At 38.1% G+C, this 12,919-nt stretch carries 12 protein-coding genes; 7 read left to right on the forward strand and 5 right to left on the reverse strand.

The window, feature by feature from the left end:
* Window positions 1-9 precede the first annotated feature (9 nt).
* Together FI644_RS01470 and FI644_RS01475 are read right to left on the reverse strand one after the other, a co-directional pair.
* A complete protein-coding gene (locus FI644_RS01470; protein WP_053475077.1) occupies window positions 10-1,125 on the reverse strand; it encodes a GAF domain-containing sensor histidine kinase in 1,116 nt (371 codons plus the stop codon).
* Between the two features lie 319 nt (window positions 1,126-1,444).
* On the reverse strand, window positions 1,445-3,190 hold the full coding sequence (locus FI644_RS01475) for a phospho-sugar mutase (protein WP_053475076.1): 1,746 nt from the start codon (window positions 3,188-3,190) through the stop codon (window positions 1,445-1,447).
* A 256-nt stretch (window positions 3,191-3,446) separates the two neighbouring features.
* Here FI644_RS01475 and FI644_RS01480 point away from each other — a divergent pair, with 256 nt between their 5' ends.
* Window positions 3,447-3,884 carry a disulfide oxidoreductase gene (locus FI644_RS01480; protein ID WP_053475075.1) on the forward strand — a complete coding sequence of 146 codons (438 nt, stop codon included), beginning with the start codon at window positions 3,447-3,449 and terminating at the stop codon, window positions 3,882-3,884.
* Window positions 3,885-4,355, forward strand: coding sequence for a thioredoxin family protein (locus tag FI644_RS01485; protein ID WP_142107895.1), 471 nt, complete (start codon window positions 3,885-3,887; stop codon window positions 4,353-4,355).
* A 48-nt stretch (window positions 4,356-4,403) separates the two neighbouring features.
* Here FI644_RS01485 and FI644_RS01490 read toward each other — a convergent pair whose 3' ends face one another.
* The gene (locus FI644_RS01490) at window positions 4,404-4,802 is read right to left on the reverse strand and encodes a YhcU family protein (protein ID WP_142107896.1); all 399 of its coding nucleotides are present in this window, start codon (window positions 4,800-4,802) and stop codon (window positions 4,404-4,406) included.
* A gap of 173 nt (window positions 4,803-4,975) precedes the next feature.
* Here FI644_RS01490 and FI644_RS01495 point away from each other — a divergent pair, with 173 nt between their 5' ends.
* The gene (locus FI644_RS01495) at window positions 4,976-5,881 is read left to right on the forward strand and encodes an RluA family pseudouridine synthase (RefSeq protein ID WP_142107897.1); all 906 of its coding nucleotides are present in this window, start codon (window positions 4,976-4,978) and stop codon (window positions 5,879-5,881) included.
* A 30-nt stretch (window positions 5,882-5,911) separates the two neighbouring features.
* Here FI644_RS01495 and FI644_RS01500 read toward each other — a convergent pair whose 3' ends face one another.
* On the reverse strand, window positions 5,912-6,172 hold the full coding sequence (locus tag FI644_RS01500; protein ID WP_053475071.1) for a GlsB/YeaQ/YmgE family stress response membrane protein: 261 nt from the start codon (window positions 6,170-6,172) through the stop codon (window positions 5,912-5,914).
* A gap of 299 nt (window positions 6,173-6,471) precedes the next feature.
* The gene (locus tag FI644_RS01505; RefSeq protein ID WP_142107898.1) at window positions 6,472-7,536 is read right to left on the reverse strand and encodes a cytochrome-c peroxidase; all 1,065 of its coding nucleotides are present in this window, start codon (window positions 7,534-7,536) and stop codon (window positions 6,472-6,474) included.
* Between the two features lie 327 nt (window positions 7,537-7,863).
* On the opposite strand from FI644_RS01505, the gene FI644_RS01510 reads away from it, so the two are divergent.
* From FI644_RS01510 to FI644_RS01525, 4 genes are all read left to right on the forward strand, one after another.
* Window positions 7,864-8,481: a DUF47 domain-containing protein gene (locus FI644_RS01510; protein WP_053475069.1), complete on the forward strand. Its 618-nt coding sequence runs from the start codon at window positions 7,864-7,866 to the stop codon at window positions 8,479-8,481.
* A gap of 13 nt (window positions 8,482-8,494) precedes the next feature.
* Window positions 8,495-9,493, forward strand: a complete 999-nt coding sequence (locus tag FI644_RS01515; protein WP_053475068.1) for an inorganic phosphate transporter — start codon at window positions 8,495-8,497, stop codon at window positions 9,491-9,493.
* Window positions 9,494-9,656: 163 nt separating this feature from the next.
* Window positions 9,657-10,958, forward strand: a complete 1,302-nt coding sequence (locus FI644_RS01520; RefSeq protein WP_142107899.1) for an NCS2 family permease — start codon at window positions 9,657-9,659, stop codon at window positions 10,956-10,958.
* Window positions 10,959-11,531: 573 nt separating this feature from the next.
* Window positions 11,532-12,905, forward strand: coding sequence for a peptide MFS transporter (locus tag FI644_RS01525; protein ID WP_053475066.1), 1,374 nt, complete (start codon window positions 11,532-11,534; stop codon window positions 12,903-12,905).
* Window positions 12,906-12,919 lie beyond the last annotated feature (14 nt).

A 12,919-nucleotide genomic window follows, 5' to 3' on the forward strand; every position in this document is an offset into this window, starting at 1 on the left:
TACACCCCCTTATATTGGAATGGTAATTACAATTTTTGTACCTTTTTGCGGGGAGCTTTGCAGTATAAACATACCATTCAAGCTTTCCGTGCGGTCCTTCATACTTTTTAAACCGAGTGATGGAATTCTCCCCGTCTTCCCATCATAATAAAATCCAGAGCCACAATCAGAGATCACCATAATTACCTTATGTCTTTCTATTGAAAGGCATAAATCAGCATTTGTCTGACCAGAATGTTTTTTGCAATTGGCCAATGCTTCTTGACCAATTCTCCATAGTGCCTCCTCCACTTTTCCTGGAAGGGAGATCACTCCGTTTACTTCTGTTTGCAGCTTGAGACCAAGCATCTCTCCATAGCCGATTAAAGCGCTAGTGAGCCCATTTTCCAAGCCACGTGGACGAAGCTGCCAAATAAGTGCTCTCATTTCACTTAGAGCTTCCTGTGCTAAATCTTGAATATACAAAAAGGTTTCCTTCGTATCCGCTTCTTTAGCCATTTCAGCTCCGCCTCTAGCTGTTAAGCTTAATGAAAAAAGCAGCTGATTAACAGAATCATGAAGATCCCTCGCTAACCGATTCCTTTCTGCCGTGAGAGCTGTTTCTTGTTCACCCTCGGTCAGCTTAATCCGTTTGAGTGCCGTACCAATCTGAAAGGCAATTGACTCCAGCAAAGCGAGCTCTTCTGGCTCAAAATGGGTTTTATTTGGGGCACCTACATTAAGAATGCCAAATTTTTCATCGCCTGCCCGTAAAGGTACAGTTGCATGATGGGTCAAGCCGTTCGTGTCATTTCTTTTCTCTAGCAAGGCTGCTTCAATTCTTTTACATTCAATAATATTGATGGCTTTATGAAGCCTGCCATTATTGTAACGATCTATACACCAGCAATCCCCTGAACACATCGGTTTATAATCATTACGCGAGAGTGCAGGCGGAAGGTTTTCTTTTGCTGCTAGCACATAGTTCCCATCAGGCTCGATTAGAAAAATCCACCCGCTTGTTAAGCCAGTCACATGAAGCAATTTTGCCAGAACCTCTGATAATATTCCTTTCACTTCTGTGCCTTCATTCAATAATTCAGCAATTTCCTTTAATATTCGGATTTCAGAATGACGTTTTTCCACCGTTTCTCCTCCAAAAACTAATTCCTCCCACTATTATAATACTTTTCAAATAAACATTCGTTAGAAATTAGAATGAGATTACGTACGACTAAAGTTGTAAGAAAAGCAGAAGCGCCTTGGTCATCGCCGTACAAACTGGAAGGGCCGCGACTGAGATATAGGAGACACAATGAGCGATAGCGAATTGATGTCGACTTATCGTAGGGAGGGGACCTGAAGTTTGTTAGGCGATAGGCGCTGGAGCTAGACATATCGAAAAGCAGAAGCGCCTTGTAAAAAAACACCGAAGAGATCCCCTCCCCGGTGTCATTGTTTTAACCTATTTTATCGATAATGATTTTATTTTTTCATCAATGATTTTCATGAATTCATTTTCTATTGCGGATAGCTTTTGCCTGCTTCCTTCTAATGATGGACTGTTAATGCCGAAATAAAATTTAACCTTTGGCTCTGTTCCCGATGGGCGCATACAAATCCATGTTCCATCCTCAAAGATATATTTAATGACATTTGATTTTGGTAATTCAATGACCTGTTCTTGTCCCTTGTTATCTGTTCGAACACCTGTTAAATAATCTTCAACTGCGATTATCTTCAGACTGCCAAGCGCTTCAAGCGGATTCTCACGGAACGAAGCTAATGTTTGCTGAATAATCTCGGCGCCTTCTTTTCCTTTTAATGTGATCGAGCGGAGTCCTTCAAGATAATAGCCATATTGTTCATAGATCGCTAATAGGGCATCATATAAGGACAATCCCTTTTTCTTATTGAAAGCGGCAGCTTCGGCTGCTAGTACAGCGGCTTGTACGGCATCCTTATCTCTGGCAAAGTCCCCAATTAAGTAGCCATAGCTTTCTTCATACCCAAACAAAAACGTGTATTTTCCTGTTGCATCATACTCTTTCATCTTCTCTGCAATAAATTTAAAGCCAGTTAATACATCAATCGTATCAACTCCATAGGAGGAAGCAATCTTTCTTCCTAATTCTGAGGTAACAATTGTTTTGAGGACGACCCCATTTTCCGGAAGTGCATGCTTTTCCTTTTTCTGTGACAGAAGATAGTCCAGCAGCAGCGCTCCTGTTTGATTTCCAGTCAGCAGAACATATTCACCCGTTTGATCCTTCACAGCTATTCCTAATCTGTCGGCATCAGGATCTGTTGCGATTAATAAATCTGCATTAGATTCCTTCCCAACCTTTATGGCCAGTTCGAAGGCGGATTTTTCCTCTGGATTTGGACTTTTTACCGTTGAAAACTCTGGGTCTGGGAGCTCTTGCTCTTTAACAACTTGAACATTTTTATAATTTAGTGCCCGGAAAGCATCCCTTACAGGCTTGTTAGCTGTTCCGTGTAATGGGGTAAAGACAATTGAAAGGTCTACCTCCTCACTAATAGCTGGATTTTCCGAAATCGTGACAAGCTTCTCTATGTACTTGCTGTCAACTTCTTCCCCAACCATTTTAATTAAGCCCTGTTCCTTGAGCATGGTTTCATCGTGAACAGCAATATGCAGTTCATTTTCAATTTCATTTACTTTAGAAATAATCACATCTGCAATAGATGGCGGCAGCTGGGCACCATCTGATCCATATACTTTATAGCCATTATATTCAGGCGGGTTATGACTCGCCGTTACTACAATCCCTGCAAAAGCTTGCAGATGCCTCACAGCAAATGATAACTCAGGGGTCGGTCTCAGCTCATTAAACACATATGTCTGAATCCCTCTTGTCGCTAACGTTTTTGCCGCTTCCATTGCAAAATCAAATGACATATGGCGTGAATCATAGGCAATAACAACCCCTCTTTTCATTGCCTCCGTTCCCGCTTCTTCTATGTATGCGGCTAGACCGGCAGAAGCTTTTCTAACGGTGTAAATATTCATTCGGTTCGTACCGACACCGATTTCTCCACGCATCCCGCCAGTACCAAATTCTAAATCTTTATAAAAAGCATCCTCCAGCTTTTTTTCATCTAACGCTAACTTTTGAAGCTCCGATAATAAATCTTGATCCAATTGTTCATGCTTAATCCAGCGTTCAGCTTTCGTTTTCCAATTCATATTCATCCCTCCAAAACTCCTTACATTAAAACATTTCGCTCTAAAAAAATCTACTAATCATCCAAATATTTCTGCAAAGATATATAACCTCTGCTCTTAATTGTATTCACCTATTCCTTACGATATTATTTGTATCAATGAATGTCAAAACTATGACGAAACTCAGAACAAACAAGGATTTTGTGATAATGTTGATTTACAAAGGCAGGACAGTAGGTCATAATTTTATCGTAATTATCTATTGGAGGAGTATAAGATGGAGAAAACAAAAAAAGATCAAAGGGAAACATGGTTATTTGTTTCATGGGCTGCATCCGTTCTTGCCATGTTCGGAAGCCTCTATTTTTCAGAAATCCGTCAATATGAACCTTGTACGCTATGCTGGTATCAGCGAATCCTTATGTATCCAATGGTCATCATATTAGGCATCGCTGTCGTTAAGAAGGATTTTCGGATTAGTATTTATACAATGGTGCTTTCTGCAATAGGCGGCTGCATCTCTCTATACCATTACTCAATCCAAAAGATTTCTTTTTTAGCAGACCATGCTGCTTCATGCGGAAGAGTTCCGTGCACTGGACAATATATAAATTGGCTCGGATTTATTACAATCCCATTTTTAGCATTAATCGCTTTTATCATTATTTTCATTTGCAGTTATCTACTATGGAAAAAGTCAAAGGAGGCAGCATAAGTGAAAAAGGTTTTTATTTTTTTAGCAGTAATCATCCTTTTATTCGGAGCTGTTGCATTACTAACAAAAATGCAAAATGAAGAAAAGATTACAGAAGAGAATCCATATGGAAAAAGCAACCTTCATCCTGAAACAATTGCACAAATGGATGATCCAAATTATCAAAATTTAATCCTTCCTGATCAATTAGAGAAAAAGCTTGATAAAAAAGAGGATGTAACGGTTTATTTTTATAGCCCGACTTGCTCTCACTGTCAAAGAACAACACCAGTGGTCTCACCACTTGCTAAGGATATGAATATAAATCTTACACAGTTTAATCTGCTTGAATTTGAAAATGGCTGGGATCAATATGGAATTAAAGAAACTCCAACCATTGTTCAATACAAAGCTGGTAAAGAAGTAAATCGCATAACTGGGTATCAGGAAGAAGAAGTATTTGAAAAATGGTTTGAAGAAAATACAAAGTAATCTACACTAAAAAAACGCCTGCAAAAAAATTTGCAGGCATTTTATTATTCAAATTAATAATTCATTTGCAGCCTTTGTGTACATGCTGAGCATATCATTCTTCATCACTTTTCCATGAAAAAAGTTACTAAAGGTAAATGGAAAAGACAAACCGAAATCTTGTAAAATATTTACATTTTTTTCGAAAATTTTTTCGTACCTTTCCTCCAGTTTCTCTGTTTCCAGAATAGCTGTGATAATTTGTAAGCTGACAATCACTTGATAGGCTTCCTTTAATGTGCCAAAATATTCAAAATGTCTAGTTGAAGTATATAACACATCTAATTGCTCAAATTCTTTAATATCTTCATCTGGAAAATAATTTGGAAAAATAGTAGAATACATTCTTTGTACAAGCTTCCTGATTTCTTCTTCTTGTTCAGGAGTTGATGCAAATACGATTTTCACCGATAAAACCCACCTTTATAATCCCTTGTAACTATTTTGTAATATACAATAAGAATATCACATCCACTTCTAGTTTTCGGGTGGTAATTAAATCCATGAAACGGTTAAAATACAGATAGGACAAGGGCAAACACGCACTGTAAATAATTGGATTGACTAAAAAGGAGAATAGAATGATACGGACAAAATGTTTTGGTGAATGGTTTGAAATGACATTGCCTTCGAAATGGGAAGGCTATTCTATAGATGATTTATTTAGGATTGTGTGGAAAGCACCAAAGAAACAAATACATACAATTAGAATGGAAATGCATGTAAAGGTAAATGGAGAACTGATTAATTGGAATCAGCCTCTAAAGGAAAGTGATCGACTTCAGCTTAAACTTTTTATGGAAGAGGATTTTGGTGTCATTCCAGCCTATCATGAGGTTGATGTTCTTTATGAGGACGAGCACATGATTGTGTTTAATAAACCGGCAAACATGGATACACACCCTAATTCACCCGAGCAAACAAACACATTGGCAAATGCTGCAGCGTTTTATTTACAGGCAAAAGGCGAGCAGCGAAAAATTAAGCATGTACACCGTCTAGATCGTGATACAACTGGGGCCATTTTATTTGCGAAGCACTCACTTGCTGGATCGATTTTAGATAAAATGCTTGAGAAAAGATCCATTAAACGAACGTATTTTGCACTCGTCCACGGCCGAATAAAAAGGAAAAAAGGAACCATTCAAGAACCTATTGGCCGCGACCGGCATCACCCCACGAAAAGGCGTGTATCTTCATCAGGACAGCCCGCTATAACCCACTACGAGCTGCTCGAATACAGTCCTAGGCAAGATCTTTCCCTCATCCAATGTCAGCTTGAAACAGGTAGAACACATCAAATTCGTGTTCATTTAAGTTTTATTGGACATCCAATCGTTGGAGATAAACTATATGGGGGAAAACCCTTATTCGAGAGACAAGCACTGCATGCAGGAAAGCTTGTCATTCCCCATCCATTTACAGATGAAAACATTGTTGTGGAAGATTTTATGACCATTCCTTTCCTGCATTTACTCAAAAAATAAAAGCCTTCCAGCTGGAAGGCTTTTATTTTATTAATCAGTCGATTTTCTAAATGCTCTCATCAGTAAGCTTAAAAGGAATACAAGCAGTACAGCACCTATAAGTGCAGGGATAATCGCAAAATCCGCAACAACGGGACCCCAGTTTCCAAAAATTAATGTCCCAAGCCATGCTCCGACAAACCCCGCAATAATATTGCCGAATACACCACCTGGAATATCTTTACCAACTACCATTCCTGCAATCCATCCAATAATTCCACCTATGATTAATGCCCATAAAAAGGTAAACATCTGATCCACTCCTTGCTGTTTTATCGTAGTTTTCGTTTTTTTTCTCTTTTTATTACAAAAACCGCTCAGGAATATTATGGAATTTTTTATGTGATTGTAAAAATGCAAAAAGCGATTGCTGTCTAAGCAATCGCTTTCTATATTAACGGCAATAGCCGGGATTCGTAATGAGTGGTTATTTCACTTTTACCCGTACTAAAATTGTCCTAAACAAGAGAATAATCATATTTATACAAAAAAAACCTATGGAACCCTTTCAATATTTCTTAGGAACTCCACAGGTCTTATCAATAAAGCTATTAGTTACTTGGAATTTCAGGCTTCTCAACCATTGGAAGTTCTCCACTTAAGCTTTCCAGGAATGCAACAAGTGAATTCATTTCTTTTTCTGTTAAATTAAGCGGTTTCATCAGAACGCTTTTATTCGCATGATCCCCGCCGCCTTCATTATAGTAGGTAATAACATCTTTCAAAGTTTCAAGGCTGCCATCATGCATAAATGGTGCCGTATGAGCCACTCCTCTTAATCCAGATGTTCGGAACTTCCCTTTATCATCCTCATTTCCCGTTACAGCAAAGCGTCCATCATCCCCACTCATACCTAAATTATGATAATTATAATCAGATAATAACGGACCTGCATGACAAGAAATACAGCCTGCCTTGCCGGCAAATAATTTCATTCCCTCTTTTGCATCGACACTAATGGCATCCTCTTCCCCTTGAAGATAGCGATCAAATGCTGTATCAGCGATAACGATCGTTCTTTCAAAGGCAGCAATCGCTTTTGCAATATTATCAGCAGATATTTTGTCATTAAAGACCGTATTAAATCGCTCTACATAGGTTGGAACCCCATTTAATTCAATCACTAGCTCATCTAAATTTTGATTCATTTCCACTTCCGATTGTATCGGCCCCAATGCTTGTTCCTCTAAGCTTCCTGCTCGTCCATCCCAGAAATTTGTTGGATAATAGCCAGAATTAATGATTGTCGGACTATTTCGCGGGCCATTAAAGCCCTCAAATCCAATAAACTTTGCCATCCCATCTCCATAGCCTGCTCCAGGCGCATGACAGGACATACAGCTTTGAACATTATTCCCTGATAGGCGGGGATCGAAGTATAACGTTTTCCCTAATTCTATTTTTTCCTCTGTCATTGGATTATCAGCAGGAACTGGTATTTCTCCTAACGGTTCAAATTTAGCTTTCGCATCTTCAAGCTCTTGATCAATAACATTTTCTTTCGCTGGCTCTTTCGCATTTTTGTCAGCAGGAGCTGCTGCATCCTCGTTGGCACCGCATGCACCGAGAATTGATAGTACAAATAGTAACAAAATCCCAAAACCCATTCTTCTCATAAATAGCTCCCCCTATTTATTTATTTAGATTCAGTGAAAGAAATGGGATGAATAACCATTTCTTCCATTCATCTTTAAAGTGATTATATAATTAAACTTATTCTTATTTACGTATCACTTTCGAAAAGTTTGTGACATTAATCACAAACTAAGTTTTACTCAGTTAGTATATTGGAAACATATTTGAATGAAAATAATCACATAATAAAAAAAAATGAGTGTTTTTAATACTTTTTTCAACTTTTTTAGGCATATAACTATCTAATTCGCCTTTTTTCGTATAAAATTATTTCGTTTGGATGATATTTTTTTCATGGGGGTAAAAAAATGGCTTTTAAGAAAAAGGACAAATTTAACACATTACTTAGCAGTATCGCACTAAATGTGAAAGAAGGAGCAAATTACTTTGCAGACTATAAACTAAAAAATGTGAGTGATCTTAAAATCTTCTCAGAAACAATGAAGGATTACGAAACAAAAGGGGATTCATATGTTCATGAGGTTATTAAAGAATTAAATAATGCCTTCATTACACCAATTGAACGTGAGGATATACTTGCACTAGCAATGAGCTTGGATGATGTCATTGATGGGATAGAGCACTGTGCGGCACTATTTGAAATGTACTCAATTACACAGGCAGATGACTTTATGCTTAAATTTGTGGATGCCATTAAACATTGTGCTGATGAAATTGAAAAATCAATTGAACTACTATCAAATAAAAAGTTGCAGCAAATCCGTGAACATGCAATCAAAATAAAAGATTATGAATCAAAATGTGATGGCGTGCTAAGACAATCTATTAAACATCTCTTCTCTGTTGAGAAGGATCCTGTACGCATTATTCAATTTAAAGAAATTTACGAAAATCTTGAAGAGATTGCTGACAGCTGTCAAAGTGTGGCAAATACTTTGGAAACCATTATTATGAAAAATGCGTAAGGAGTCTTAGCAAATGGATGGATTTTTAATTCTAACGATTTTAATTGTAGTCATGGCTTTAGCTTTTGATTTTATCAATGGTTTCCATGATACCGCCAATGCCATTGCAACATCTGTTTCAACAAAAGCACTAAAGCCCAGACATGCAATTATTTTAGCAGCAGTAATGAACTTTGTTGGAGCAATGACCTTTACAGGCGTTGCAAAAACAATCACTAAAGACATCGTTGATCCATTTACATTAGAAAATGGGTCACTCGTCATTTTAGCCGCACTTATATCTGCGGTTTTCTGGAATTTACTTACTTGGTACTATGGAATTCCAAGCAGTTCTTCTCATGCGCTTATCGGTTCAATTGCCGGTGCTGCAATTGCCGCTGCTGGCTTTGCCTCACTTAACTACCAAGGATTTCTAAAGATTATTCAGGCTCTTATTTTCTCTCCAATAATTGCCTTTGTATTTGGATTTATCGTCTACAGCATATTTAAAGTTGTATTTAAAAATAATAATTTAACAAAAACAAATCGCAACTTTCGTATCTTTCAAATTTTCACAGCAGCCTTGCAATCCTATACCCACGGGACAAATGATGCACAGAAAGCCATGGGGATTATTACAATGGCTTTAATTGCCAATAACTACGTAACAAGTACAGATATTCCTTTTTGGGTACAATTTTCCTGTGCTTTAGCAATGGGACTTGGAACATCTGTAGGCGGCTGGAAAATTATCAAAACAGTTGGCGGGAAAATAATGAAAATTCGACCTGTTAACGGAGTTGCTGCAGATTTAACTGGTGCAATGATTATCTTCGGCTCCACTTTAATTCACTTGCCAGTTAGTACAACTCATGTTATTTCATCTTCCATTCTTGGTGTTGGTTCAGCTCATCGCCTAAAGGGTGTAAAATGGGGAACCGCTCAAAGAATGCTTATTACATGGGTCATAACATTGCCAATTTCTGCTACAATCGCTGGACTTATTTACCTTTTATTGAATGCAATATTTTAAGTATGAGGATGGTCACATGGCCATCTTTTTTTATGTCCATATTTTTCAATGGAATGATTTTCGTACAATTTATAGATAATAGTAAATAAGGACTTGTAATCCATTCTAATAACGAATATTATATTAAATGTGCTTTTTAATGTTCGTATTTGGAGGAACTATCATGTTTAAATTAAAAGAGAATCAAACTAATGCCAAAACGGAGGTTCTTGCTGGGATAACTACCTTTTTAACCATGGTCTATATAGTCGTTGTTAACCCGGTGATCTTATCCGATGCAGGGGTACCCTTTGAACAAGTATTTACTGCCACAATCGTTGCGGCAGTTGTCGGAACACTTTGGATGGCCATTTTCGCAAATTATCCGATCGCCATTGCTCCTGGAATGGGATTGAATGCATATTTTGCTTATTCAGTCGTTGGCACGCATGGAAATATAGATTATCAAACAGCCTTCGCAGCTGTTTTTATCGCAGGTATTATTTTCATTATTTTATCTTTAACCCCTTTTCGCTCTAAGCTTATTGAAGCTATTCCAGACAATTTAAAACACGGGATTACTTCAGGGATTGGTTTATTTATCGCTTTTATTGGTTTACGCCAAACAGGAATTATTACAAGCCATCCGTCAAATCTTGTCGCACTTGGAGATTTACACGAACCATCTGCTATTTTAGCTTTGATCGGACTAACTGCTACATTAATATTAATGGTTTTGCGAGTGAATGGCGCATTATTCTTCGGAATGGTTGTTACTGGACTAATCGCTTTCTTTACAGGCCAGCTTTCGTTTGATCAGGGCTTCTTATCATTGCCCTCTCTTCCTGAGGGTCTAATGATTCTTAATCCGTTTCAAGCCTTAGGTGACGTTATTCAGCATAGCTTATATGCCGTTGTATTTTCATTTTTGCTAGTGACCATTTTCGATACAACCGGAACAATGGTTGGCGTTGCACAGCAGGCTGGATTAATGAAAGGAAAGACCATGCCAAGAGCCAGAGAAGCATTGCTGTCCGATTCAATTGGGACCACTGTTGGTGCTATGTTTGGGACAAGCCCAACATCCGCTTTCGTTGAATCCTCTGCAGGTGTTGCTGCTGGCGGACGAACAGGGTTAACATCGCTAACCGTTGCTATATTATTTATCGTTTCTGCCTTTTTTGGCCCGTTAGTGAGTGCCGTGTCTGGTCTTTCCGCCATCACTGCTCCTGCCCTAATCATTGTAGGAAGTTTAATGATGGGAAGTATTGCACAAATTAAGTGGGGAGAGCTTGACGAAGCATTCCCAGCATTTCTAATTGTTTTAAGCATGCCGTTAACATCAAGCATTGCAACAGGAATTGCGCTAGGGTTTATTTCTTATCCGATTATGAAAGTATTTAAAGGAAAATGGCGGGACGTTCATCCGCTGGTTTATATTTTTGCTGTCCTATTCTTCTACCAGCTGGCATTTTTACCGCATTAATAAGAAAAGCGAAAGCGCCTTGGTCATCGCCGTACAAACTGGAAGGGACTGAGATAAAGAAGACACAATGAGCGATAGCGAATGGATGTCGACTTATCGTAGGGAGGGGACCTGAAGTTAGGCGATACGACGCTTGCGCTAGACAGTAGAAAAGCGGAAGTGCCTTGCTTAGCGCCGTATGGACTGGACCTCCCCTGACGAGATAAAGGAAACACGAAGAGCGATAGCGATTCGATGTTGACTTATCGTAGGAGGGGGCGGGAAGTCCAATAGGCGTTAGGCGCTGGAGCTAGACACTTCTCAAATTTATAAAAATTTATACTTTCTTATCTTTTTAGTAAGAGGTTAAGCAATGAAGTCTATTTTGTTTAACCTCTTATCTATCTTTATTCCCTCTAAATTATATTACAAAAATTCCCCAGTATACTTTCCCATTATTTTATTAATAATAATATTTGATGAATTGCTAATTTATTAAGTTTTACCACTTATTTTGATTCTATTGCCACAAAATTATCATTACTTTACAATAATATAGTTGACTATACATTTTAAATATTGGAGGCATAGAAAATGGATGCAGCAGTAGACAATAAAGCCAGAAAAAAGCATCCCCCTGGTTTGTACTTATTATTCTTAACAGAAATGTGGGAGCGCTTTAGTTATTATGGTATGAGAGCAATCCTCGTTCTTTACTTAACTACCTCGTTTGTAAGCGGTGGTCTTGGGTTTAGTGACAGTTATGCCATGATGTTATATGGATTTTTCACTGGAGCCGTATATTTCACCCCAATGGTTGGAGGATATTTATCAGACCGCTTCTTAGGCCAGCGACGTGCAATAACTATCGGTGGAATTATGATGGCTGTTGGTAACATCGTTTTATTCGCACACCAAAGTGCAGGAGCATTATATTTAGGTCTGATCTTGTTAATAATTGGAAACGGTTTCTTTAAACCAAATATTTCAACAATTGTTGGAGAATTGTATGAAAATAATGATCCACGCAGAGATGCTGCCTTTACCATTTTCTATATGGGAATTAACGTTGGAGGATTTCTCGCACCACTTGTAATCGGATTCTTATACAATGATCTCTTTAAAACAACAACAATTGACGGAATCATTCAATACGGGTTTAAATATGGATTTTTAGCAGCTGCGATCGGAATGATTATTGGTCAAGTACTCTTTAACTTACTTGGCAACCGCTATCTTGGCGATATTGGGAAGAAGCCAACTGGAGCACCTGATAAAACAGTTGATGCTCATGCTAAAAATAAACCACTTACAAAGAAAGAAAAACAAAGAACAGCTGTTATCGTTATCTTAGCTTGTTTTGTCGTTTTCTTCTGGGCTGGTTTTGAACAAGCTGGAAGCTCATTAACGCTTTATACAGATCGATTTGTTGATCGACAAATTTTTGGCTGGGAAATTCCAACAGCTTGGTTCCAATCCGTAAACCCTTTATTTATTGTTCTTTTAGCTCCGCTATTCTCTATGCTTTGGATTAAACTCGCTTCTTCTAAACGCGGAGACATTAAAGTTCCTTCAAAAATGGGAATTGGGATGATCCTTCTTGGACTTGGATACATGATCCTCTTAATTGCGGTTATGAAGACTGGAAGCGATGAAGCAAACATTCAAGTAAAAGCAAATATTATGTTTATAGTCTTAACATATCTCATGCATACAATGGGTGAGTTAATGCTATCACCTGTAGGCCTGTCACTAGTAAGTAGAATTGCTCCTGTAAAGCTTGCTTCCCTATTAATGGGTGTTTGGCTAGCAAGTTCAGGTGTAGCAAATATCTTAGCAGGACAGCTTGCTGCATTTACACAAACTCTTGGTTACTTTGAAATTTTCGGACTAATCGGTCTAATGGCGATTGTGTTAGGATTAATTCTCCTTTCATTCTCGAAAAAACTTGTGCAAATGATGGACTAATTCAAAAAATCGGC

It is taken from the genome of Cytobacillus solani (assembly GCF_006704205.1).
Classification (GTDB): domain Bacteria; phylum Bacillota; class Bacilli; order Bacillales; family Cytobacillaceae; genus Cytobacillus; species Cytobacillus solani.